The organism is Pseudomonas sp. B6(2017), from assembly GCF_002112765.1.
Classification (GTDB): Bacteria; Pseudomonadota; Gammaproteobacteria; order Pseudomonadales; family Pseudomonadaceae; genus Aquipseudomonas; species Aquipseudomonas piscis.
In genome coordinates, this window is the sequence record NZ_NEIQ01000006.1 from 1 (window position 1) to 23,894 (window position 23,894).

The 23,894-nt window shown below is 65.5% G+C and carries 18 protein-coding genes; 7 read left to right on the forward strand and 11 right to left on the reverse strand.

From position 1 onward, the window contains the following. From CAG11_RS11260 to CAG11_RS11275, 4 genes are all read right to left on the reverse strand, one after another. Positions 1-765 (reverse strand): sigma-70 family RNA polymerase sigma factor (locus tag CAG11_RS11260; protein WP_085596363.1); only part of this gene is annotated, 765 nt, incomplete at its 3' end. A 2-nt stretch (positions 766-767) separates the two neighbouring features. Continuing rightward, positions 768-1,208, reverse strand: a complete 441-nt coding sequence (locus CAG11_RS11265; RefSeq protein WP_085596364.1) for a carboxymuconolactone decarboxylase family protein — start codon at positions 1,206-1,208, stop codon at positions 768-770. Positions 1,209-1,308: 100 nt separating this feature from the next. Then, a complete protein-coding gene (locus tag CAG11_RS11270; RefSeq protein ID WP_085596365.1) occupies positions 1,309-2,325 on the reverse strand; it encodes a YhcG family protein in 1,017 nt (338 codons plus the stop codon). A 123-nt stretch (positions 2,326-2,448) separates the two neighbouring features. Further along, positions 2,449-2,859, reverse strand: a complete 411-nt coding sequence (locus CAG11_RS11275) for a hypothetical protein (RefSeq protein WP_085596366.1) — start codon at positions 2,857-2,859, stop codon at positions 2,449-2,451. A gap of 222 nt (positions 2,860-3,081) precedes the next feature. Between CAG11_RS11275 and CAG11_RS11280 the strand changes: the two genes are divergently transcribed. The 4 genes from CAG11_RS11280 (at position 3,082) to CAG11_RS11300 (ending at position 10,280) form a co-directional block, all read left to right on the forward strand. Next, positions 3,082-6,303, forward strand: coding sequence for an efflux RND transporter permease subunit (locus CAG11_RS11280; RefSeq protein ID WP_085596367.1), 3,222 nt, complete (start codon positions 3,082-3,084; stop codon positions 6,301-6,303). Continuing rightward, complete coding sequence (locus CAG11_RS11285; protein WP_085596368.1) at positions 6,293-7,459, forward strand: efflux RND transporter periplasmic adaptor subunit; 1,167 nt, start codon at positions 6,293-6,295, stop codon at positions 7,457-7,459. The genes CAG11_RS11280 and CAG11_RS11285 overlap by 11 nt, the downstream gene beginning before the upstream one ends. Beyond that, positions 7,443-8,858 (forward strand): efflux transporter outer membrane subunit, encoded by a 1,416-nt coding sequence (locus CAG11_RS11290; protein ID WP_085596369.1) that lies wholly within the window; start codon positions 7,443-7,445, stop codon positions 8,856-8,858. Before CAG11_RS11285 ends, CAG11_RS11290 begins: the two co-directional genes overlap by 17 nt. Positions 8,859-10,019: 1,161 nt before the next feature. Beyond that, entirely contained in the window at positions 10,020-10,280 is a 261-nt protein-coding gene (locus CAG11_RS11300) for a hypothetical protein (protein WP_085596370.1), read from the forward strand. A gap of 64 nt (positions 10,281-10,344) precedes the next feature. Here CAG11_RS11300 and msrA read toward each other — a convergent pair whose 3' ends face one another. The 6 genes from msrA to CAG11_RS11330 all read right to left on the reverse strand — a co-directional run bounded on the left by msrA (position 10,345) and on the right by CAG11_RS11330 (position 18,134). Continuing rightward, positions 10,345-10,794: a peptide-methionine (S)-S-oxide reductase MsrA gene (gene msrA, locus CAG11_RS11305; protein WP_085596658.1), complete on the reverse strand. Its 450-nt coding sequence runs from the start codon at positions 10,792-10,794 to the stop codon at positions 10,345-10,347. 11 nt (positions 10,795-10,805) lie between these two features. Beyond that, positions 10,806-11,861, reverse strand: coding sequence for a glycine betaine ABC transporter substrate-binding protein (locus CAG11_RS11310; RefSeq protein WP_085596371.1), 1,056 nt, complete (start codon positions 11,859-11,861; stop codon positions 10,806-10,808). Further along, positions 11,858-13,942, reverse strand: a complete 2,085-nt coding sequence (locus CAG11_RS11315; protein WP_085596372.1) for an ATP-binding cassette domain-containing protein — start codon at positions 13,940-13,942, stop codon at positions 11,858-11,860. The genes CAG11_RS11310 and CAG11_RS11315 overlap by 4 nt, the downstream gene beginning before the upstream one ends. 124 nt (positions 13,943-14,066) lie before the next feature. Next, the gene (locus CAG11_RS11320) at positions 14,067-15,035 is read right to left on the reverse strand and encodes an aliphatic sulfonate ABC transporter substrate-binding protein (protein ID WP_085596373.1); all 969 of its coding nucleotides are present in this window, start codon (positions 15,033-15,035) and stop codon (positions 14,067-14,069) included. Between the two features lie 184 nt (positions 15,036-15,219). After that, positions 15,220-16,494 carry a Zn-dependent hydrolase gene (locus tag CAG11_RS11325; RefSeq protein WP_085596374.1) on the reverse strand — a complete coding sequence of 425 codons (1,275 nt, stop codon included), beginning with the start codon at positions 16,492-16,494 and terminating at the stop codon, positions 15,220-15,222. A gap of 152 nt (positions 16,495-16,646) precedes the next feature. Next, positions 16,647-18,134: an NCS1 family nucleobase:cation symporter-1 gene (locus CAG11_RS11330; protein WP_022643934.1), complete on the reverse strand. Its 1,488-nt coding sequence runs from the start codon at positions 18,132-18,134 to the stop codon at positions 16,647-16,649. A 621-nt stretch (positions 18,135-18,755) separates the two neighbouring features. Between CAG11_RS11330 and hydA the strand changes: the two genes are divergently transcribed. The 3 genes from hydA (at position 18,756) to preA (ending at position 23,125) form a co-directional block, all read left to right on the forward strand. After that, complete coding sequence (hydA, locus tag CAG11_RS11335) at positions 18,756-20,195, forward strand: dihydropyrimidinase (RefSeq protein ID WP_085596375.1); 1,440 nt, start codon at positions 18,756-18,758, stop codon at positions 20,193-20,195. A gap of 264 nt (positions 20,196-20,459) precedes the next feature. Next, positions 20,460-21,827 carry an NAD(P)-dependent oxidoreductase gene (locus CAG11_RS11340; protein ID WP_085596376.1) on the forward strand — a complete coding sequence of 456 codons (1,368 nt, stop codon included), beginning with the start codon at positions 20,460-20,462 and terminating at the stop codon, positions 21,825-21,827. After that, positions 21,824-23,125, forward strand: coding sequence for an NAD-dependent dihydropyrimidine dehydrogenase subunit PreA (gene preA, locus CAG11_RS11345; RefSeq protein ID WP_177409111.1), 1,302 nt, complete (start codon positions 21,824-21,826; stop codon positions 23,123-23,125). The genes CAG11_RS11340 and preA overlap by 4 nt, the downstream gene beginning before the upstream one ends. Before the next feature lie 66 nt (positions 23,126-23,191). On the opposite strand, the gene CAG11_RS11350 is transcribed toward preA, so the two are convergent. After that, positions 23,192-23,812 carry a TetR/AcrR family transcriptional regulator gene (locus CAG11_RS11350; RefSeq protein ID WP_085596378.1) on the reverse strand — a complete coding sequence of 207 codons (621 nt, stop codon included), beginning with the start codon at positions 23,810-23,812 and terminating at the stop codon, positions 23,192-23,194. Between the last annotated feature and the right edge of the window lie 82 nt (positions 23,813-23,894).

Sequence of the window (23,894 nt, forward strand, 5' to 3'; positions counted from 1 at the left end):
GCGCAACACCACCCCACGCCCGCCATTGATCTCCACCTCCTGCCACTGATACTCCCGCCAGTACCGGCTCAACGACTCCCCCACAAACGCCAACACCGCTTCCAGCCCATACAGCGTCTCACGAATGGCGCTGGCCTTGCCGCCACCATCGGCGCACAGCTCAACGTCTTCAGACAACAACGCCGCCAACCCCTGGGTCGAACCGCTGGCGATGGCGGCATGAAAGGCAGTCAGCAGTTCCTGCTGGCGGGACGGTTCCGGTTGGTGGCGGACCTGGGCATTTCCCAGGCTGGCCTTGGCGCGGGATACCAACTTGCGGCAGGTGGCTTCTTGAACATCGAGTGCAGCAGCTACTTGTGAGTAGTCCAGGTCGAAGATGTCATACAGCAGATAGGCAGCGCGCTCCTTGGGCGTCAGGCGTTCCAGCAAGAGCAGGAACGCGGTGGACAGCGACGAGGCCAGTTCATGGCTCTGTTCGGGGGAGTCGTGGTGCAGGGTGTGGATCGGTTCCGGCAGCCAGGTGCCGATGTAGTCGACCCGGGCGCGGCGGGCGGAGCGCAGCAGGTCGATGCAGTGGCGGGTGCAAGCGGTGGTCAGCCAGGCGGCGGGGTTGGCGATGGAGGCCTGGTCGGCCTCCATCCATTTGATGAACAGGTCTTGCACCACGTCTTCAGCTTCGGCGCGGGAGCCGAGGAGGCGGTAGGCCAGGCCCAGCAGGAAGCTGCGACGGCTTGCGAACACCGTCGCGTCATCGATTCGATCCATCCTCAGTGCCTCGACACCTGCATGCGATTCCACAGGTTGATCATGCCGATATCGGCCGTCAAGGCGGCGATCTGCGCGTCGCTGAAATGTTCGCGCAGGGCGGCGCGCAAGGGACCGAAGTCGGTGTCTTCGCGCAGCACGGTGAGGGCTTCGGTCCAGGCCAGGGCGGCGCGTTCGGCGGCGCTGAAGTCGCTGACGTGGCGCCAGACCACCAGGCGGTCCAGGCGCTCGTTGCTTTCGCCGTCTTCCCGGGCTTCGCGGGTGTGCATCTTCACGCAGAAGCCGCACTGGTTGATCTGCGAGGCGCGCAGCACCACCAGGTGATGCAGCTTGCGATCCAGGCCATGGGCGTCGATCAGGCCGTGGATCTGGCCCAGGCTGTCGAAGATCTCGGGGATGGTTTGCAGCAGGTTGACGGCTTGGGTGGGGTGGCTGGATGACATGGGGTGGCTCCGTTATTTGAGGGATACACCGACATGACGGGCCAGCCGGGGGGTTTGTGACGGGGTGGCGGAAAAATAATTCGGGCGCCGATAACGCGATTCAATCCACCTGAGGATTCAGCGCATAAAACTCATGCAGCTTGGCCTGCAGCAGCTTCTTGTCCGGCAGTTGGGTCTGGTACTCGGCGATCAAGGCCGGTGAGAGTGAGCGGTTGAGGGCGTACTCGACCACCTCATCGTCCTTGCTGGCGCAGAGCAACACGCCCAGGGCCGGGTTTTCATGGGGTTTGCGCACCTGGCGGTCCAGGGCCTCGAGGTAGAAATCCAGCTTGCCAAGGTATTCAGGTTCGAAACGCCCGACCTTGAGCTCAATGGCCACCAGGCAATTCAGTCCGCGGTGGAACAGCAGCAAATCCAGCACGAAATCGCGCCCGCCGACTTGCAGGGGATAGCGCGAGGCGACAAAGCAGAAGTCACGCCCCATTTCGATCAGAAAGTCTTTGAGTTGCCGCACCAGCCCTTGATGCAAGTCGGCTTCGTTATGCCCCTGGGCCAGGTCGAGAAACTCCACCACATAGGCATCCTTGAACACCTGTAGCGCCTCGGGATGAAATTGTCTCAACGCTGTCGAGACTTTTGCCGGGCGGGTCAGCGAGCGTTCAAAGAGGGCTGATTTGATCTGGCGCTCCAGTTCCCGGGTTGACCACCGTTCCTGGATTGTCATGCGCAGATAAAACTCGCGCTCTTCTGGGCGTTTTCCTTGCGCAAGAATGATCAGGTTCTGGGTCCAGGATAATTGTGTCAGCAGTGCTGACACTTTCTCCTCGTCTCGATAAGCCTCATAGAACTGACGCATGCGGAACAGGTTGCGCCGGGTAAACCCTCGCAGCCCCGGCTGCTGCCGCGCCAGATAATCCGCCAGTTGCGGCACCACCCCATCGCCCCACTCCGCCGTCTCGATCTTGCGACTGATATAGGCACCGACCTGCCAATACAACTCCAGCAGCTCGGTATTCACCGCCCGCACCGCGCGTTGGCGCGCGGCGGCGATCATTTGCGCCACTTCGCTGAAGGCCGCATCGGTGGAAGTCGGCTTGGCTCCGGCGGGTTGAGTCATAAACAGGGCTCCGCTTGAAGGATTCAGGTCCTCATCATTGGACCTCCCTCCCTGAACGTGCAGTCAGCCGCTTCTATTTCTATTGAGCGAAATGTCCTGGTTTGCGCAGTGCCAGAGGCGCCGTCACCCCGGCATACACCTGAACCCACTCGCACTGGCCACTTGCTTGCCCTGCCCGTCATATAGCCGCGCCCGCACTTCGGTGCCCAGGGTCGATTCCACCAGTTTGTAATGCTCGCCGGCCTTGAAGCCGCTGTAGCTGACATGCCCGTTGCAGTCTTGCTGGTTGGAGTCGCCGGTGCTGTCTTCGAATACGGTCACGTCCAGGCGGTGGGCGCCGGGGCGGACCTGGAAGTAGCGGCCGTCGTCGACGTTCTTGCCGTCCACGCGTTCGGCCATCAGGTCGCTGGGGGCTTCTTCCTCGAGGCTGATCCAGGCGTCGTTGGGGTCGGCCTTGGGCATCGGGCCGGCGCAGGCAGAAAGCGCCAGCACCAGGCTCAGGGCGGGAATCAGCAGCAGCGGTTTGGTATTCATGGCAGGTACCTCGGCAGTGAGAGGGAACACGGGGTGCGACTGCGAACGCCAGCCGCGCCGGATTGCCATCCAGCTTGTCGAGGCCCGGCAACGAGGACAAATGAATCCCCATGAAAGGAAGTTAAGGCCCAACCTAAAACTTCCTTCACCTGGCTGAAAGCCGCGTGTTAGGTGGGTCGCTGGAGACTGCCGAGCCTCGTTTCCGCCTCGGAGGTCCACCCCATGCTCGGGCTGGTCAAGACCGCTCTGCTCAAGCCCTACACGTTTATCGTGCTGGCGATCTTCATCTGCATCATCGGGCCGCTGGCGGCCCTGCGTACGCCCACCGACGTGTTCCCGGACATCGGCATCCCGGTGGTGGCGGTGGTCTGGCAGTACAACGGCTTGTCACCGGACGCCATGGCCGGCCGGGTGATCTACACCTACGAGCGCTCGCTGAGCACCACGGTCAACGACATCGAGCACATCGAGTCGCAGTCGCTGCCGGGCATGGGCATCGTCAAGATCTTCTTCCAGCCGGGGGTGGACATCCGCACCGCCAACGCCCAGGTCACCGCGGTGTCGCAGACGGTGCTCAAGCAGATGCCGCCGGGCATCACTCCGCCGCTGATCCTCAACTACAGCGCCTCGACGGTGCCGATTCTGCAAATGGCGTTTTCCAGCCCGACCCTGTCCGAGGCGAAGATTCGCGACCTGGTGCAGAACAATATCCGCCTGCCCCTGAGCGCCCTGCCGGGCCTGGCGATGCCCACGCCCATGGGCGGCAAGCAGCGGCAGATCACCCTCGACCTCGATCCCCAGGCGCTGGCGGCCAAGGGCCTGTCCGCCCAGGACGTGGGCAACGCCCTGGCGGCGCAGAACCAGATCATCCCGGTGGGCACCGCCAAGCTGGGTGGCAATGAATACACGGTGCTGCTGAACAACAGCCCAAGTGCCATCGACGAGCTCAACGACCTGCCGATCAAGACCGTCGACGGCGCCTTGATCACCATCGGCCAGGTGGCCCACGTGCGTGACGGCGCGCCGCCGCAGACCAACATCGTGCGGGTCGATGGCCACCGGGCGGTGCTGATGCCGGCCCTGAAGAACGGCAATATCTCGACCCTGGCCATCGTCGATGGCATCCGCCAGATGCTGCCGCGCATCGATGAGACCCTGCCGCCAGCGCTGAAGACTTCGCTCTTGGGCGACGCCTCGGTGTTCGTCAAGCAGTCGGTGGGCAGCGTGGCCCGGGAAGGCATCATCGCCGCGCTGCTGACCAGCGCGATGATCCTGCTGTTCCTCGGCAGTTGGCGCTCGACGCTGATCATCGCCGCCTCGATTCCCCTGGCGGTGCTCGCCGCCATCGCCTTGCTGGCCGCCAGCGGCCAGACCCTCAACGTGATGACCCTGGGCGGCCTGGCCCTGGCGGTGGGGATCCTGGTGGACGACGCCACGGTGACCATCGAGAACATCAACTGGCACCTGGAACAGGGCAAGACGGTGAAGGACGCGATCCTCGACGGCGCCAAACAGATCGTCGGCCCGGCGTTCGTCTCGCTGCTGTGCATCTGCATCGTCTTCGTGCCGATGTTCCTGCTGCAGGGCATCGCCGGCTACCTGTTCCGGCCCATGGCCCTGGCGGTGATCTTCGCCATGGCCAGCTCCTTCCTGCTGTCGCGGACCCTGGTGCCGACCCTGGCCCTGTACCTGCTCAAGCCCCACGTGCCGGAAGCCGGCCCTGGCCATCACCCGGAAGATGCCTTCATCAACCACCACGAAGGCGAGCAGCACGCCCCGCCCCGGCATGCCCTGGTACGCGCCCTGCTGGGGTTCCAACAAGGCTTCGAGCGGCGTTTTTCCAATGTGCGCGACACCTACCACGGCCTGCTGCGACTGGCCTTGGCCAGGCGCCGGCCATTCCTCCTGGGTTTCCTGGCCTGTGTGCTGGCCTCCTTCGCCCTGCTGCCGAGCCTGGGCCAGGACTTCTTCCCCGCCACCGATGCCGGGGCCCTGGCCTTGCATGTGCGCCTGCCCCTGGGCACGCGGATCGAGGAAAGCGCGGCGGCCTTCGACCGCATCGAAGCACGAATTCGCGAGGTAATCCCGCCCGAGGAGCTGGACAGCGTGATCGACAACATCGGCATCCCCCTGAGCGGCATCGACATGGCCTACAGCAACAGCGGCACCATCGGCCCCCAGGATGGCGATATCCAGGTCACCCTCAAGCCCGGCCACGCCCCCACCGCCGATTACGTGAAGCGCTTGCGCGAGGCCCTGCCGGAGAGTTTCCCCGGTAGCCAGTTCGCCTTCTTGCCGGCGGACATCAGCAGCCAGATCCTCAATTTCGGCGCGCCGGCCCCGCTGGACGTGAAGATCTCCGGGCCTGACGATGCGGCCAACCGCGCCTATGCCCTGGAGCTGCAACGGCGCCTGCGCCACGTGCCGGGCATCGCCGACTTGCGCCTGCAGCAGTCCACCGGCTATCCGTCGCTGGCGGTCAAGGTCGATCGCCTGCGGGCCAACGGCCTGGGGATCACCGAGCGCGACGTGACCAACAGCATGGTCGCCTCCCTAGCCGGCAGCTCCCAGGTGGCGCCGACCTTCTGGCTCAACCCGAAGAACGGCGTGTCCTACTCCATCGTCGCCGCCACCCCGCAGTACCGCCTGGACAGCCTGCCAGCCCTGGAGGCCTTGCCGGTCACCGGCAGCAACGGCCAGGCGCAGATCCTCGGTGGCCTGGCGAATATCTCCCGCGTTGACAGCCCGGCGGTGGTCAGCCACTACAACATCCAGCCGACCCTGGACCTGTACGCCAACGTCCAGGGCCGCGACCTGGGCGCCGTGGCCCACGACATGCAACAGGTGTTGGACAACGCCGCCGCCCTGCGGCCCAAGGGCGCCACGGTCAGCCTGCACGGGCAGATCGACGCCCTGCACCAGGCCTTCAGCGGCCTGAGCCTGGGGCTGCTGGGGGCGGTGGTGCTGATCTACCTGCTGATCGTGGTCAACTTCCAATCCTGGCTCGACCCGCTGGTGATCATCAGCGCGCTACCGGCAGCCCTGGCCGGCATCGTCTGGATGCTGTTCCTCAGCGGCACCTCGCTGTCGGTGCCGGCGCTGACCGGGGCCATCCTGTGCATGGGGGTGGCCACCGCCAACTCGATCCTGGTGGTGAGCTTCTGCCGCGAGCGCCTGGCGGAACACGGCGATGCCCTGCTGGCCGCCCTGGAAGCCGGCTACACGCGCTTTCGCCCGGTGTGCATGACCGCCCTGGCGATGATCATCGGCATGCTGCCCCTGGCCCTGTCCGAGGAGCAGAACGCGCCCCTGGGCCGGGCGGTGATCGGCGGCCTGCTGCTGGCCACCGTCGCCACCCTGATCTTCGTCCCCGTGGTCTTCAGCCTGGTCCACGGTCGCCGTTCCCACCCCGCTGTCGCTGGAGAAACCACCCATGTCGCCTGACCACACCCCTTCGCGCAAACGCCTGATGCTGCTGGGCATCGGCGGCTTGAGCCTGGCCGCCCTGCTGGTGGCCAGCGGCCTGGCCGCGCGCACCCGGCATGAGCGGGCCGTCGCCGCCTGGACCGAAACCGCCGCCGTGCCCCAAGTGCTGGCGGTGCAACCACAACCCAACGCCCAGGGCGACAGCCTGCGCCTGCCGGCCCACCTGGAAGCCTGGAGCAAGGCGCCGATCCACGCCCGGGTCAGCGGTTACCTCAAGGACTGGAGCGCCGACATCGGTACCCAGGTCGCCGCCGGCCAGGTGCTGGCCCACATCGACAGCCCCGACATGGACCAGCAAGTGGCCCAGGCCCGGGCACGAATGCTCCAGCAGCAAGCCAATGCGCGGCTGGCGCAGACCACCGCCGAGCGCTGGCAGCACCTCTTGGCCAGCCACTCGGTATCGCGCCAGGAAGCCGATGAAAGAAGCTCCAACGCCACCGCCGCCCAGGCCAGTGCCGCAGCGGCCGCCGCCGACTACGCACGGCTCTCGGCCCTGGAAGACTACAAGACCATTCGCGCGCCGTTCGCCGGCACCATCACCGCGCGCCACACCGACATCGGCCAGTTGATCAAGGCCGACAACGACAGCGACCCGGAGCTGTTCGACCTGGCGGACACCCACAAACTGCGGCTCTACGTACCGATTCCGCAGAACTACGCCAGCGTGATCCACCCCGGCCTGCAAGCCCGGTTGAGCGTGCCCGAGCACCCGGGGCAGCACTTCAGCGCGCAACTGGTGGGCGACTCCACCGCCATCGATCCGCGCTCCGGCACGCTGCTGGCGCAGTTCGTCGCCGCCAACCCCGACGGCGCCCTGCATCCTGGCGACTACGCCGAAGCAAGCCTGGCGCTGGCGGCCGACACCCATGGCCTGAGCATCCCCGCCAGCGCCCTGATCTTCCGCGCCCAGGGCACCCAGGTGGCGCTCATCGACAGCGCAAAACACGTGCACCTGCGCAGCATCCATATCGGCCTGGACCTGGGCGACCGCCTGGTGATCGACCAGGGCCTGCAAGCCACGGATCAGGTCATCGACAACCCGCCCGATGCCCTGCGCGAAGGCGACCTGGTGCAACTGGCCGACGCCGGAGGTGCCCATGCGCCCAAGGCTTAAGCCCTTCGCCGCGCTGGTGCTGCTGGCGCTGCACGGCTGCTCCCTGGCGCCGCATTACCAGGCGCCGGAGGTGGCGTTGCCAGCGCAGTTTCGCGAACAGAGCGCCGCCGGGCCCTGGCATCCGGCCACGCCCCAGGCCCTCGACGCGCACTGGTGGCGGCTGTACCACGAGCCACGGCTCGACGACCTGCAACAACGCCTGCTCCAGGCCAACCCGGACCTCGCCGCGGCCCTGGCCCACTACGACGGCGCCCAGGCCTACGCCAGCCAGCTGCATGCCGGGCTGTTCCCGCAGATCAGCGCCAGCGCCCAGCCCTTGCGCCAGCGCCAGTCGGACAGCCGACCGCTGCGCGGCGGCAGCCAACCCTCGGTGTACAACAGCAACAGCGCCGGCTTTACATTGGACTTCGACCTCGACCTCTGGGGCCGGTTGCGCAACCAGGCGCTGGCGGGCGATGCCCAGGCCCAGGCGTCCGGTGATGACCTGGCGGCGGCGCGCCTGAGCCTGCAACGCCAGCTGGCCCTGCTCTATGTGCAACTGGTCGGCCTGGACGCGCAAAGCCGGATTCTCAGCCGCTCCCTGGAGGACTATGGCCAGGCCCTGCAACTGACCCGTGACCGCTACCAGGGGCAGATCGCCTCGGAGCTGGACCTGACCCGGGCCCAGAGCCAGCTGGCCAATGCCGAGGCCGACCTGGACGAAGTCCGGGCCCAGCGCAACCTCACGGAACACGCCATCGGCGAGCTGGTGGGCGAACCGGCCAGCCAGTTCCGCCTGGCGCCCTCGGAACAACTGCTGGGCCTGCCGGAAGTCCCCCGGCAACTGCCCAGCAGCCTGCTGCAACGCCGACCGGACATCGCCGCCGCCGAACGCCGGGTATTCGCCGCCAATGCCGGCATCGGCGTGGCACGAGCGGCCTGGTACCCGGACTTCAGCCTGACCGGCATGCTCGGTGGGCAAACCCAGGGCGTAGGTAATCTGCTGGCTGCGGGCAACCGTTATTGGGCCTTGGGGCCCTTGGTGAACCTGCCGATCTTTAATGGCGGACGACTGAGCGCCAATGAACGCCAGGCCCATGCCGAGTTTGAAGAGGCCGCCGCCCATTACCGTGGGCAGGTGCTGCGGGCGGTGCGCGAGGTGGAGGACAACCTGGGGCAACTACGGGATTTGCGCCAGGAGGCGCTGGATCAGCAGGCAGCGGTGAATGCTGCCCAGCACACCCAGTTACTGGCCATGAATAGCTATCAGGCCGGCGCTGTGAGTTATCTCGATGTGGTCACCGCGCAGACCGCGGCCTTGCAGGCGCAGCGGGGGTTGCAGGCGGTGCGGACAAGGGAGTTGCAGGCGAGTGTGGGGTTGGTGGTGGCGTTGGGTGGGGGGTGGAAAGGTGGGGTTTGAAACCTGAAGCGCAAACCTTGTGGCGAGGGAGCTTGCTCCCGATCGACTGCGTAGCGGTCGTGAAATCTGTGTTCGCTATTTGTTGGGAGTACATATCCGTTGCTGCGGGTGTGGCCACTTACGGTTTCGCTCTTACAGCGAGTCACTTTGGAAAAGCCGGAATGCCGGCCCAGCCCAAAGTAACCAAAGGGCTCCTGCCCCTCCACTCGGTGCCTCGCCTAGGCTCGGCATGCCCTCACTCCGGCATTGATCCGTGGGCCGCCGCCCCAGGCCATCCATGGCCTGGGGCGGCTAACCCGGCGTCCTGCCGGGTTACCCACGGCTCAATGCCTGCGTTCGGCCATCGTGTCTAAGGGGGCAGGAAGATCAAAAGCAAAAGCAAAATCTGACGGCGGCCTTGCGGCCGGCCTGAAGAGAATGTGGGGGTGATCCCCCTCCTCCCGTAGGAGCTGGCTTGCCAGCGAAGGCGTCCGCAAGATCACCGCCCCATCCAAGGGCCTCTTCGCCGGCAAGCCGGCTCCTACGGGGTGCTTGGCTTTGGCTTTTGATCTTGATCTGCCTGCCCCCTCCAGAAGGCCGAACGCAGGCGTTGCGCAGGGGGCAGCTCGGCAAGGATGCCGAGCTAGCCGCCATCAGGCCATGGATGGCCTGTGGCGGCGTGCCCCCGGAGCGGCGCCGGAGTGAGGGAACCCCGAGCCCCAGCGAGGGGCCGGATGCGGGGGCAGGAGCCCTTTGGTTACTTTGGGCTGGGCCGGCATTCCGGCTTTTCCAAAGTGACTCGCCGTAAGAGCGAAACCCTAAGTGGCCGTGACCGCAACAATGGATATGTACCCCATCAAAACCAGCCACCAACAGTCGACACAACCACTCAAACATCGCCTTCAATGCCCGGTTGCACTGCTCCAGCATCCTTCCTATAGTCCGCCCCTCGCAGCCAGGCCCGCGAGCGACCTTGGCCGGTCGAATATAGGAACGCATCAGCGTCCAAAACATCATTGCAGGCGCTTTTTTTGTGCCTGTGATTTTGTCTCATGGCGGCTGTGCGTGGGACACCTTCGGGTGTGCCGGTTTCCTATAGCCGGTCGGCCAACCCGCGTACAGCTGCCACCCTAATTCGCTTGGCCGCGGAAGGTGGCAGCTCAATTTATAGGAGCTGCACCGATGACTGACCATCACCTCCCCCGCTTCACCCCCGTCGACACCCATGACACCGAACACCCGGTGTTCTACCTCGACACCCAAGCCCCTTTGAGCGACCTGGCCAGCAGCGCCGCCCACCGTTTCACCGTGGTCCGCGACCTGATGGACAGCCTGTCCACCCTGGCGCTGAAAGACATCAGCGATTGCGACCTGACCCGTATCACCCGTGGCGTGCACCTGCTGACACGAGAAGGCTGCGCGGTGTTGGAAGTGATTCAGTGACGGGTTGCATAAGAGCGAGCTCTAAGCCGCAAGCTCCAAGCTTGTAGCTTGTAGCTTGTAGCTTCTAGATATGGCAACTACTCAACCCATTCTTCTCCAGATACCGCTGGTGCGCTTCATCCGCCAGGTCGAAGCGGCCCAGGGGCACGATCACCGTGGCCACAGGCTTACCCAAACGCCCCGACTCGTGCAGGGCCAACTTGGCCAACTGCGCCTGTTCCGCCTGCACGGTATTGGCATAGAAGATCGCCGACCGATACTTCACCCCACCATGCTCCCCCTGCCGATCCACCGAGGTCGGATCGTGCAGCCCCCAGAAGTGCTCGACCAGGCTCGAATACGCCAACGCCCGGGGATCGAAATCCACCTGCACCACCTCGATCTGCACGGCTTCGTCCCCCGCCTCCACGGCATAGCCGACCCGGGTCTCCAGCACCCCAGGCAGCGCCCGGAACGCCGCTTCGGCGCCCCAGAAGCAGCCGGCGCCGAAGGTCGCCTGTTCGAGGCCGTTCAGCGGCGCTCCGCTCATTGCGCCACCCCCACCTTCTCGCCGCTGGCGCCCAGCCAGCCATCGACGATCTGCGGATGCGCCGCCACCCAGGCCTTGGCCGCCTGCGCCGGCGGTTGCTGCTCTTTCTCGATCTTCAGAATCAGGTCGTTGAGCGCCTGCGGGTCAATGCTGAAGTTCTCCAGGAAGGCGGCGATCCGTGGTGCGCGCTTTTGCAGGGCGGTGGACGCCAGGACATACACCCGGGCATCGGGGTAGGCACAGGTGATCTTGCTCTGGGCCAGCCAGTCGGCGCTCACCGTCGGGCTGATGAATTTCCAGCAGCCGTCGGCCTTGTACAGCGGGTCGCCCTTCTTGTTGTCCTGGGCGTAGCCGTCGAACGCCGGTTCATCCAGGCGCCGAAGGTCGAAGGCGGAGAAGATCCAGTCCGGGGTGTAGGCGTAGAACACCACGCCGCGCTGGGCCTTGTAGGCGCTGGCGAGCTTGGCGTAGGTCACCGAGGCTTCGGTGGACACCGACTCGAATTTGTCGGCAAAGCCGAAATCCTTGGCCTTGATCTCGCCGATATAGGTCGACTCCCAGCCAGCCGGGCCCACCAGCAACTGCGCCTTGCCGCCGCCCAGGGGCTCGAAGAGCTTCGCCACTTCGGGCTTTTGCAGGTCGTAGACCGACTTCACCCCGTACTTGTCTTGCAGGTAGCCGGGCACGTAGAAGCCCTGCTCGCCCAGGTACGGCTGCTTATTGGGCACCAGCGAGCGGGTGCCGCCACTGACGTACTTGGCCCAGGCGGCGGACTGGTTGGGCAGCCAGATATCGGTCAGCACATCCACCGCGCCATCGCCCTTGGCCGCGGCGGCAAGCAGCACCGGTACGTCGCCGGCCAGGTACGACACATCACCATCGAGGCGGCTCTTGATCACCTCGCCGAGGATGTTCTGGATGGCGATGGCGCCGGTCCAGTTCTGCTCGCCGATGACGATCTTGTCCTTGGCCAGCACCGGTAGCGACAAGCCCAGCAACAGCGCGGTAGCGCCCAGGGCACGGGAAAGGGATGGGTTCATCGAACACCTCATGACTGATGGAAAGCGCGATCCCGCTGGCGCAGGGTCGCTTGAATGATGCGGTCGGGAATCAACGCGCAGAACACGATCGCGGCGCCGGCCAGCATGCCCTCGCCGCCCTTGATATTGCGCAGCGCGGTCATCACGTCGTAGCCCAGGCCACCGGCGCCGATCAGCGCGGCGACCACCACCATCGACAAGCTCATGACCAGGGTCTGGTTGATCCCCAGCAGCAGCGAGCCGGCGGCCAGGGGCAACTCGACCTTGGCCAGCACCTGCCAGGGCGTGGCGCCGTGGGCCAGGGCCGCCTCGACGGCGGTCTTGGGCACCTCGCGGATACCCAGGGCGGTGAGGCGGATCATCGGCGCCAGGGCAAAGATCACCGTGGCGATCACCGCCGGAGTCTTGCCCACCGAGAAGAACGCCACCGCCGGAATCAGGTACACGAAGGTCGGCAGGGTCTGCATCACGTCCAGCAACGGCGTGACCAACCGCCGGGCCAGGGCGCGCTTGGCCAGGAGGATGCCGGTGGGCACGCCGATCAGCAGCGACAGCAGCACCGCGGCGCTGACCAGGGCCAGGGTCGCGACAGTGCGCTCCCAGAAGCCGAACAGGCCGATGTACAGCAAGGCCGCGGCGCTGGTCAGGGCCAGGGCGGCGCCGGCGCTGCGCCAGGCCAGCAGCACCAGGGCCAGCGCCGGCACCGGCCAGGGCAGCCAGCCCAGCAGGCTCTCGATGCCTTCGATCACCGTGCGCACCGCGACGATCACCCCGACGAAGGTGCTTTCGAAGGTGACCTGGGACCAACCGATCAACTGGTCGATGGCCGCTGCCGTCGCCAGCAACCACTGGCGATCGGCGGGAAACTGCACCCAGGGCCCACTGGCGTCGACAGCCAGGGCGCGCCACAGCACCAGGCCCTGGCACAACAGCAACACCAGCCACGGCAGGTGCCAGCCGGCGCGAACCTGGCGGCGCGGGCGCCGGGCAAGGGTCACGCACAGCAGGCGGCTGAGCACCAGGCCAAGCAGCGCCAGCCCAGCCCAGCCCGGGCGGAACGTAGCCAGCCACTGGCCCAAGCCTGCGGCCGCCAGTAACTCCAGGGCGAATCCCAGCCAATACAAGGCGCCATGGCCGCTGGCGGCCAGGGCCGCCGGCCCACGCCACAGCGCGCTCCAGAAACCCCGGCCTGGCTTGGCCGGAGCCGCCTCTAGCGCCACCGGGACAGGGCCGACCGCCACCGGCGCAGCCGCCTGGGTCGGGACGCTGCGTGCACCCTGGTCCTGGAAGAAATCCGCCACCTCGGCGTCCGCCGGTTGCTCCAGCAACTGTGCCGGCGTGCCCAGCTGGATCAGCCGGCCATGGCGCAGCACCGCGATGCGGTCGGCCAGGCGCAAGGCCTCGGCGGGGTCGTGGGTCACCAGCAAGGTGGTGATGCCACGCTCGCGCACTAGGCGCAGGAAGTGTCCCTGCAGCTCGCGGCGAATGGTCGGGTCCAGCGCGCTGAAGGGCTCGTCCATCAGCAGGATGTCCGGTTCACTGACCAGCGCCCGGGCCAGGCCGACCCGCTGCTGCATGCCGCCGGACAGCTCATGGGGGTAATGCTCGTCCCAGCCCGCCAGGCCCATGGCTTGCAGTTGCACATCAGCCGCGGCGTGGCGCAGCGCCTCGGGTTCGCCGCGCAGTTCCAGGGGCAAGGCGACGTTGTCGCGCACGTTGCGATGGGGCAGCAGGCCAAAGTGCTGGAACACCATGCCGATGCGCCGCGAGCGCAGGGTGCGCAGGTCCCGGGGTGCCAGTTGGCCGATGGCGGTGCCGTCGATCAGCACCTCGCCGCTGCCGGGTTCGATCAAGCGATTGATATGGCGCAGCAGCGTCGACTTGCCGCTGCCAGAGGTGCCCATCAGGCACAGCAGCTCGCCACGCCGCACACTGAGGCTGACCTGCTGCACCGCCGGCGCGCTGGTTCGGTCGCGGCGGCTGGCGTAGGTCTTGGTCAGGTTGCGCAGTTCCAGCACCACTTCGGCGTCGTCCGCAAGGACGGTGGACGAGGCTAGAACGGCAAAGGCCTCTTGGGGTTGAACGGCAGACACAAGAACTCCTGGCGCCGGGCGCGGGATGGCGTAGCCGGCGGTGACAAAGAAAAAGGGGGGCGCTCAGCGGCAAGCGCAACGCTGCCAGGCCGGTGCCTGCTGGCCCCGGCCTGGCAACGGACGATCACAAATGCTTGGGGCTCCAGAGCTGCACGGCCCGTGCATCCACCGGCTTGGGCAACAGCTTTTCCTGGTAGAAGGCATCGGCGATTTTCTGCTGCTCGCCCAAGGCGTCGGGCTTGACCGCTTCCACCTTGTAGGTGCGGCGGCTGTTGGCCAGTTCCACCGTGGGCACGTCGAGGTTGCCCCACAGCGGCCCGAGCAACTGCGCCGCCTGTTGCGGGTGCGTCTTGACCCAGGTGCCGGTCTTCTGCAACTCGCTGAACACCTGCTGCAGGACTTCGGGATGGGCCTTGGCGTAGTCGTTGGAGGCCAGGTAGTAGCGGCGGTAGCTGGCCAGGCCCTGGCCGTCGTGCAGCACCCGTGCGCCCTGCTGGCGCTCGGCGCTGGCGACGAAGGGTTCCCAGGTGACCCAGGCATCGACCTTGGCGGTTTCCAGGGCGGCGCGGCCATCGGCGGGGGTCAGGTACACCGGCTGGATATCGGCGAAGCTCAAGCCCGCCTCGCGCAATGCGGCGATCAGCAGGTAATGGCTGCCGGCGGCCTTGGTCACGGCGATGCGCTTGCCCTTGAGATCGGCCAGGGACTTGAGCGGCGAATCCTTGCCGATGACGATGGACTGGGCCGCGGGCGATGGGGTCTCGGTGGCGAAGTAGGTCAACCTGGCGCCGGCGGCCTGGGCGAACACCGGCACGGTGTCGGCGACATCGGCGCTGATATCGACATTGCCCACGTTCAGCGATTCGGCCAGGGGCAGGCCGCTGGTGAACTCATGCCAGGTGATGTTCACCCCCTGCCCCGCCAGTTGTTTTTCCAAGGTGCCCTGGGCCTTGAGCACCGCCAGCAGGGTCGAGGATTTCTGGTAGCCGATGCGCAGGCTGGTGTCGGCCAGGGCGTTGCAGGCCATGCCCAGCGCCAGCACGGCAAGGACGGAGAGCGACAAGCGACGAGGCAAAGCATGGGGCTGGCGCATGGGGGCGAACCTTCTGGGGGAGGAAAGTCGCTAAAAGCTAATAGATCTAATAAATCTAAAATAAATAATTTTTAGGAATTAGCTTAGTGTCAGCCAAAGATTCGTCACCCATGCAAACCTGTAGCCGCTGCTGAGCCTGCGAAGCTGCGTACGAGGACGCAGCCTCGCAGGCCGGGAACGGCAGTCAGGATTTCAAGCTGATGGCCTGGGAGGCGGCGAGCATGGCGCGCAGCAGCACCGCGCAGCCGGCGGCCAGGTCGTCGGGATCGGCGTTCTCGATTTCGTTGTGGCTGATGCCGCCTTCGCAGGGCACGAAGATCATCCCCGCCGGGCCCAGTTCGGCAACGAAGATCGCGTCGTGCCCGGCGCCACTGACGATATCCATATGCGACAGGCCCAAGCCCTCGGCGGCGCCGCGCACGGCCTCGACGCACACCTTGTGGAAGTACAGCGGCGGGAAGTCGGCAGTCGGGGTCAGCTCGAAACTCAGGCCATGTTCTTCGCACGTGCGCTCGATCACCTGGCGCACCTCGGCGATCATCGAGTCCAGGCGCGCCGGCTCCAAGTGACGGAAGTCCAGGGTCATGCGCACCTCGCCGGGAATCACGTTGCGCGAGCCCGGGTAGGCCTGCAGGCAACCGACGGTGCCGCAGGCGTGGGGCTGATGGCCGAGGGCCGCGCGGTTGACCGCCGCCACCACCTGCGCGGCGCCAACCAGGGCGTCCTTGCGCAGGTGCATCGGGGTCGGGCCGGCATGGGCCTCGACCCCGCGCAGCTTGAGGTCGAACCACTTCTGCCCGAGGGCGCCGAGCACCACGCCGATGGTCTTGCGCTCGTCTTCGAGAATCGGCCCCTGCTCGATGTGCGCCTCGAAATAGGCCCCCACCGGATGCCCGCTCACCGGCCGGCTGCCGGCATAACCGATGGCGTCCAGCGCCGTGCCGACGCTGATGCCCTCGGCATCGGTCCTGGCCAGGGTGTCCTGCAGGGTGAACTTCTCGGCGAACACCCCGGAGCCCATCATGCACGGCGGGAAGCGCGAACCTTCCTCGTTGGTCCACACCACCACTTCCAGGGGCGCTTCGGTTTCCAGCTTGAGGTCGTTGAGGGTGCGCAACACCTCCAGCCCGGCCAGCACGCCAAAGCAACCATCGAACTTGCCCCCGGTGGGCTGGGTGTCGATATGGCTGCCGGTCATCACCGGCGGCAGCTGCGGGTTGCGCCCGGGGCGGCGGGCGAAGATGTTGCCGATGCCGTCCACGCTGACCGTGCACCCGGCCTCCTCGCACCAGGTGACGAACAGGTCGCGGGCCTGGCGGTCGAGGTCGGTCAGGGCCAGGCGGCAGACCCCGCCCTTGACCGTGGCGCCGAGCCGGGCGAGCTCCATGAGCGACTGCCACAGGCGGTCGCGGTTGATGTGCTGATGGCTGGATTGCAGAACGTCGACGGCAGCGTTCATGGTGATCTCCTCAGGCTTTTCTGGTTGTGGTCGACAAGGTCGTGCTCGTCTTGAGTGCTGTGGTGTCTGGTGGATTGTTTGTGAACAAGCCCCGCGTTCCCTGCAGGAGCGAGCGGGCGGCGATGCGACTTGCCCACGATGCTCTCAATGCATCACACCGGCGTCTTGGCGCTCACGCCCTGCGGGCTGCGCAGGTTGCACAGGCCGTAGTAGATGAGCCCGCCCAGGGCCGAACCGGTGAACCAGCCGTAGCTGTAGAACCAGTTGAAGGCGCTGCTGCCCAGCGACATCAGGGTCAGCGCCACCGGGATGGCGAAGGCGATGAAGCCGTGCCAGTTCCACGCCGGGTACACGTCGTCGCGGTACAACCCGGCCAGGTCCAGGCGCTGCCTGCGGATGATGAAGTAGTCCACCACCATGATCCCGGCGATCGGCCCCAGGAGGCTGGAGTAGCCCAGCAGCCAGTTGGAATAAACGGTTTCCAGGCTGACGTCGGACACCAGCAGGCCGAGCTTCTTGAGCAGTTCGTGGCCCATCAGCGCCAGCCCCACCAGGCCGGTGAGGATCACCGCCGTGGTGCGGCCGATCAGCTTGGGCGCGATGTTCTGGAAGTCGTTGGTGGGCGAAACGATGTTGGCCGCGGTGTTGGTCGACAGCGTGGCGATGATGATCAGCGCCATGGCCACGGCCACCCAGCCCGGGCTCTGGATATGCCCGATCAGGCTCACCGGGTCGGAGACCGTGACCCCCACCAGCTTGGCCGAGGCCGCGGTCATCACCACTCCCAGGGCGGCGAACAGGAACATGGTCAGCGGCAGGCCGAAGATCTGCCCCAGCACCTGGTCCTTCTGGCTCTTGGCGTAGCGGCTGAAGTCCGGGATGTTCAGCGACAAGGTGGCCCAGAATCCGACCATGGCCGTCAGCCCGGCCATGAAGTAGCCGGTGACGCTGGCGCCCTCGGGACGCTTGGGCGGGATCGCCAGCAACTCACCGAGCGACACGCTGGGCAAGGCCCACAGCAGCAACCCGATGCCCACCGCCACCAACAGCGGCGCCGACAAGGTCTCCAGCCATTTGATCGATTCCGCGCCGCGCAGCACCACCCACAGGTTGAGGGTCCAGAACAGCATGAAGCCGATCACCTCGCCGGTGCCGCCCAGGGCCTTCCAATCCGGGAAGATCGAGCCCAGGAACAGGTGGATGGCCAGGCCGCCGAACAGGGTCTGGATGCCGAACCAGCCACAGGCCACCAGGGCGCGGATCAGGCACGGCACGTTGGAGCCGATGATGCCGAAGGACGAGCGCAGCAGCACCGGGAACGGAATGCCGTACTTGGTGCCGGCGAAGGCGTTGAGGGTCAGGGGCAACAGCACCACGACATTGGCCAAGAGGATCGCCAGTAGCGCCTCGCCGACACTCAGGCCGAAGTAGGCGGTGAGCACCCCGCCCAGGGTGTAGGTCGGCACGCAGATCGACATGCCGATCCACAGCGCGGTGATGTGCCACTTGTTCCAGGTGCGTTCCTGGACCTTGGTCGGGGCGATGTCGTGGTTGTAACGGGGGCTGTCGAGCACGTCGCTGCCGGCGTCCAGCTCGTACAAGCCGGCGCGCTCGGTCACCTGGGATCTGATCTGTTGCATGGCCGCTCCACTGTTGTTCTGATTATTTTGCTCATCAGGCCAGCGGACGATGGGATCGGGCGCCGGGCGATGGCCGGAGAACTGACGACTTCCACCCTCCGGCGTGACGATCCGTGGCGGCACTCAATAAGTGTGCCGGTGAGCCCAGGTTCGTGACTGACCCGTTGATGGAATCCATGTAAGCAACTGATGTAACTCAGCTTTGTTCAAATAACTTTCAGGTCTTCGGTTAGTTGCCAGGCCACTCAGGCAAGGTAGCTGGCAAGTTGCCACTTAGATCAAGACCCAAATAGGTGCACCGCACTTTACAGCAACGATATCCGATTCGTTCTCGTACCTCTTCAAGCTGCTGATAGGACATGGAAAATCTCGACTATTTTTCGATCCTGTCAAGTGCGTCAAAATGGTGAACGCCTGCACAGTTTCTGGGATTTGTATTTTTTATCGTTAAATTTCAATTAGTTATATTGAATATAAGCTTATAAAAAATATTCTTGATGTTTCCTTGAAGTAAGACTAGCGTTTAATCCTGACACCACTGACAGGATTGTTTAGTTGTCAGTGCGTTCAATAAAAAGTTAGAACCGGCAAGCAGCCGGTCATGCCTGCGAGGAACTCGGAATGTCTCTGTTGATCCGTGGCGCCACCGTTATTACCCATGATGAAAGTTATAAAGCCGATGTCTTGTGCGCAGAGGGCCTGATTAGAGCCATCGGCACTCACCTGGACATTCCCGCAGGCTGCGAAGTGCTCGACGGCAGCGGCCAGTACCTGATGCCCGGCGGCATCGATCCCCACACCCATATGCAACTGCCCTTCATGGGCACCGTGGCCAGCGAGGACTTCTTCAGCGGGACGGCGGCGGGCCTGGCCGGCGGCACCACCTCGATCATCGACTTCGTGATTCCCAACCCGCAGCAATCGCTGCTGGAGGCCTTCCACCAGTGGCGCGGCTGGGCCGAGAAATCGGCCAGCGACTACGGCTTCCACGTGGCCGTGACCTGGTGGAGCGAGCAGGTGCGCGAGGAAATGGCCGAGTTGGTGCGGCATCACGGGGTCAACAGCTTCAAGCATTTCATGGCCTACAAGAACGCCATCATGGCCGCCGACGACACCCTGGTGGCCAGCTTCGAGCGCTGCCTGGAACTGGGCGCGGTGCCCACGGTGCACGCCGAGAACGGCGAGCTGGTGTATCACCTGCAGCGCAAGCTGCTGGCCCAGGGCATCACCGGGCCGGAAGCCCATCCACTGTCGCGACCATCCCAGGTGGAGGGCGAAGCCGCCAGCCGGGCGATCCGCATCGCCCAGACCCTGGGCACGCCGCTGTACCTGGTGCACGTGTCCACCCGCGAGGCCCTGGACGAAATCACCTATGCCCGGGCCCAGGGCCAGCCGGTCTACGGCGAGGTGCTGGCCGGGCACCTGCTGCTGGACGACAGCGTGTACCGCGACCCGGACTGGCAGACCGCCGCCGGCTACGTGATGAGCCCGCCCTTTCGCCCGCGCGGCCACCAGGAGGCGCTGTGGCATGGCCTGCAATCGGGCAACCTGCACACCACCGCCACCGACCATTGCTGCTTCTGCGCCGAGCAGAAGGCCGCCGGGCGCGAGGAATTCAGCAAGATCCCCAACGGCACCGCCGGCATCGAGGACCGCATGGCCGTGCTGTGGCACGAAGGGGTCAACAGCGGGCGTCTGTCGATGCAGGAGTTCGTCGCCCTGACCTCCACCAACACCGCCAAGATCTTCAACCTCTACCCGCGCAAGGGGGCGATCCGCGTCGGCGCCGATGCCGACCTGGTGCTGTGGGACCCGGCCGGCACCCGGACCATTTCCGCCAAGACCCACCACCAGCAGGTGGACTTCAACATCTTCGAAGGCAAGACCGTGCGTGGCATCCCCAGCCACACCATCAGCCAGGGCCGGCTGGTGTGGGCCGACGGCGACCTGCGGGCCGAGCGCGGCGCCGGGCGCTACGTCGAGCGCCCGCCCTACCCGACGGTGTTCGACCTGCTGAACAAGCGCGCCGAAGCCCACAAGCCGACTGCCGTCAAACGCTGAACCTGTAGCCCTGTAGCCGCTGCCGAGCCTTGGCGAGGCTGCGATCGGGTTGGGCGGCGTTCCGACGAAGCGCGCCCTAACCCGGCTATCGCGTTCTCCCTGGCGCACCGCAAGCGCAGGTTTTGCGGCAACTGCGTTGCCGATCGCAACCCCGCTGGGGCTACAGAAACAGGCAGCGAATCAGAGGTCAGCGCGATAACCGCTCCATCGCTGAAAAACAATGCCCATCAGAGGCATTCGATAAAAAAACCTGAGGCCAGAACCGTGATCCAGACCCTGAACCACTTGCCCCGTCCGACCCTGGACGGCGCCACCCTCGCCGAGCATTTCAGCGACCTGGCGCCACCCCTGACCCCACGCCAGGCGCAGTTGGAAGCTTCGCGCTGCCTGTACTGCTACGACGCGCCCTGCGTCAATGCCTGCCCCAGCGAGATCGACATCCCCTCGTTCATCCGCCACATCCACACCGACAACGTCCAGGGCGCGGCGCAGAAGATCCTCGCGGCGAATATCCTCGGCGGCAGCTGCGCCCGGGTCTGCCCCACCGAGGTTCTGTGCCAGCAGGCTTGCGTGCGCAACAACGCCCAGGAATGCGCGCCGGTGCTGATCGGCCAACTGCAGCGCTACGCCCTGGACAACGCGCAGTTCAGCCAGCATCCGTTCCAGCGCGCCGCCGCCACCGGCAAGCGTATCGCCGTGGTCGGCGCCGGCCCGGCCGGGCTGTCCTGCGCCCACCGCAGCGCCTTGCACGGCCATGAGGTGGTGATCTTCGAGGCCCGGGAAAAAGCCGGGGGCCTCAACGAATACGGGATCGCCAAGTACAAGCTGGTGGACGATTTCGCCCAGCGCGAACTGGAGTTCCTGCTCGACGTCGGCGGCATCGAGATCCGCCATGGCCAGATACTGGGCGACAACTTGAGCCTGAGCGAACTGCACCAAGAGTTCGATGCGGTATTCCTCGGCCTGGGCCTGGCGGCCAGCAAGCGCCTGGGCCTGGAGCACGAGGACGCCCCCGGACTGCTGGCGGCCACCGACTACATCCGCGAGCTGCGCCAGGCCAACGACCTTGGCCAGTTGCCCCTGGCCGAGCGCTGCATCGTCATCGGCGCCGGCAATACCGCCATCGACATGGCGGTGCAGATGGCGCGCCTCGGCGCCCGCGACGTCAACCTGGTGTACCGCCGTGGCGCCGCCGACATGGGCGCCACCGGCCATGAGCAGGACATAGCCAAGGCCAACCAGGTGCGGCTGCTGACCTGGGCCGCTCCCGAGCAGGTATTGCTGGACGACCAGGGCCGGGTGCGCGGCATGCGCTTTGCCCGCACCCAACTGGTGGAGGGCCGCCTGCAGACCACCGGCGAAACCTTCGAACTGGCCGCCGACGCGATCTTCAAGGCCATCGGCCAGGCGTTCGACAGCACCAGCCTGGGCGATCCACTGGCCCGGGAGCTCAAGCGCAGCGGCGAACGCATCGCCGTGGACGAGCGACTGCGCACCAGCATTCCCGGAGTCTACGCCGGTGGCGACTGCACCAGCCTCGGCCAGGACCTCACCGTCCAGGCCGTGCAGCACGGCAAGCTGGCCGCCGAGGCCATGCATGCCCAACTCATGCTCAACGTGGAGGCTGCGTGATGGCCGATCTGTCGATTGTGTTCGCAGGAATCAAGGCGCCCAACCCGTTCTGGCTGGCCTCCGCGCCGCCCACCGACAAAGCCTACAACGTGGTCCGCGCCTTCGAGGCGGGCTGGGGCGGCGTGGTCTGGAAAACCCTCGGCGAAGACCCGGCGGCGGTCAACGTGTCGTCGCGCTACTCGGCGCATTTCGGCGCCAACCGCGAGGTGCTGGGGATCAACAACATCGAGCTGATCACCGACCGTTCCCTGGAGATCAACCTCAGGGAAATCACCCAGGTGAAGAAGGACTGGCCGGACCGGGCGCTGATCGTCTCGCTGATGGTGCCTTGCGTCGAGGATTCGTGGAAATACATCCTGCCGCTGGTGGAGGCCACCGGCGCCGATGGCATCGAGCTGAACTTCGGTTGCCCCCACGGCATGCCGGAACGCGGCATGGGCGCAGCGGTGGGCCAGGTGCCGGAGTACGTCGAGCAGGTGACCCGCTGGTGCAAGACGTACTGCTCGCTGCCGGTGATCGTCAAGCTGACGCCGAACATCACCGACATCCGCCAGTCGGCCCGCGCCGCCCACCGTGGCGGGGCCGATGCGGTGTCGTTGATCAACACTATCAACTCCATCACCAGCGTCGACCTGGAGCGCATGGTGGCCCACCCGATGGTGGGCAGCCAGAGCACCCACGGCGGCTACTGCGGCTCGGCGGTCAAGCCGATCGCCCTGAACATGGTGGCCGAGATCGCCCGCGACCCGCAGACCCGTGGCTTGCCGATCTGCGGCATCGGCGGTATCGGCAACTGGCGCGATGCCGCGGAGTTCGTGGCCCTGGGCTGCGGCGCGGTACAGGTGTGCACGGCGGCGATGCTGCATGGCTTTCGTATCGTCGACGAGATGCAGGATGGCCTCTCGCGGTGGATGGACAGCCAGGGCTACCACAGCCTGCAGGACTTCTCCGGGCGGGCGGTGGGCAACACCACCGACTGGAAGTACCTGGATATCAACTACCAGGTGATCGCGAAAATTGACCAGGAGGCGTGCATCGGTTGCGGCCGTTGTCATATCGCCTGCGAAGACACTTCGCACCAGGCCATCGCCAGCCTCAGGCAAGCGGACGGCACCCATAAATATGAGGTGATCGACGACGAATGCGTGGGCTGCAACCTGTGCCAGATCACCTGCCCGGTGCAGGATTGCATCGAGATGGTGCCGCAGCAGACCGGCAAGCCATTCCTCGACTGGCTGCACGACCCCCGCAACCCTCACCGCGAGACCACGGAAGCAGCCACAAGCGGCAAGTTCTAAGCAGCAAGTCGCAAGCTTCAAGCTCCTAGCTTGAAGCTTGCTTTCACTTGCCGCTTGCCGCTGCCTCTATGGTTCGAGGCCGATACCGCGCAGGACCACGCTGGTGACGGTCTGCACCGCCCGTTCGAATTGCAGATCCGACAGCGGCTGGTGGTCGTTGAGGATGTTCACCTGGTGGTCGAAGTCGGCGTAGTGCTGGGTCGAGGCCCAGATCAGGTACAGCAGAGCCGAGGGTTCCACCGCAAGGATCCGCCCGTCCTCGACCCATTGGCGGATCTTGGCTTCCTTCATCTTCGCCCAGTCGTACAAGCTCTCGTCCAACGCGGTGCCCAAGCTTGGCGCGCCATGCATGATCTCGTTGGCCCAGACCTTGGAGCCGTGGGGGCGGCTGCGCGAATGCTGCATCTTGGCGCGGATGTAGCTGCTGAGCACCACCCGCGGGTCGTCGAACATCTCGAAGCACAGGGCGTCCTGCTTCCACACTTCCAGCAGGTCCAGCAACACCGCGCTGTAGAGCTCGTGCTTGGTGCTGAAGTAGTAATGCAGGTTGGAACGCGGCAGTTGTACCTCTTCGGCGATGTCGGCCATGGCGGTGCCGGCGTAGCCCTTTTCGGCGAAGACTTTCTCGGCCCCCAGCAGGATCTTTTCCACGTTGTTGCGACGAATCTCGATCTTGTGATTGCCCATGAGGGCTCCTACGAAAACAGTCTGCGGCAAGACTAGCACCCTGCTAGGAGCACTTCTAACTCAAGCACTGCCGAGAAAACCG

Excerpts from the sequence above, each read along its gene's own strand:
- CAG11_RS11265 (WP_085596364.1), bottom strand. The coding sequence starts at position 1,208 with ATGTCATCCAGCCACCCCACCCAAGCCGTCAACCTGCTGCAAACCATC.
- CAG11_RS11270 (WP_085596365.1), bottom strand. The coding sequence starts at position 2,325 with ATGACTCAACCCGCCGGAGCCAAGCCGACTTCCACCGATGCGGCCTTC.
- CAG11_RS11275 (WP_085596366.1), bottom strand. The coding sequence starts at position 2,859 with ATGAATACCAAACCGCTGCTGCTGATTCCCGCCCTGAGCCTGGTGCTG.
- CAG11_RS11280 (WP_085596367.1), top strand. The coding sequence starts at position 3,082 with ATGCTCGGGCTGGTCAAGACCGCTCTGCTCAAGCCCTACACGTTTATC.
- CAG11_RS11285 (WP_085596368.1), top strand. The coding sequence starts at position 6,293 with ATGTCGCCTGACCACACCCCTTCGCGCAAACGCCTGATGCTGCTGGGC.
- CAG11_RS11290 (WP_085596369.1), top strand. The coding sequence starts at position 7,443 with ATGCGCCCAAGGCTTAAGCCCTTCGCCGCGCTGGTGCTGCTGGCGCTG.
- CAG11_RS11300 (WP_085596370.1), top strand. The coding sequence starts at position 10,020 with ATGACTGACCATCACCTCCCCCGCTTCACCCCCGTCGACACCCATGAC.
- CAG11_RS11310 (WP_085596371.1), bottom strand. The coding sequence starts at position 11,861 with ATGAGGTGTTCGATGAACCCATCCCTTTCCCGTGCCCTGGGCGCTACC.
- CAG11_RS11320 (WP_085596373.1), bottom strand. The coding sequence starts at position 15,035 with ATGCGCCAGCCCCATGCTTTGCCTCGTCGCTTGTCGCTCTCCGTCCTT.
- CAG11_RS11325 (WP_085596374.1), bottom strand. The coding sequence starts at position 16,494 with ATGAACGCTGCCGTCGACGTTCTGCAATCCAGCCATCAGCACATCAAC.
- CAG11_RS11330 (WP_022643934.1), bottom strand. The coding sequence starts at position 18,134 with ATGCAACAGATCAGATCCCAGGTGACCGAGCGCGCCGGCTTGTACGAG.
- hydA (WP_085596375.1), top strand. The coding sequence starts at position 18,756 with ATGTCTCTGTTGATCCGTGGCGCCACCGTTATTACCCATGATGAAAGT.
- CAG11_RS11350 (WP_085596378.1), bottom strand. The coding sequence starts at position 23,812 with ATGGGCAATCACAAGATCGAGATTCGTCGCAACAACGTGGAAAAGATC.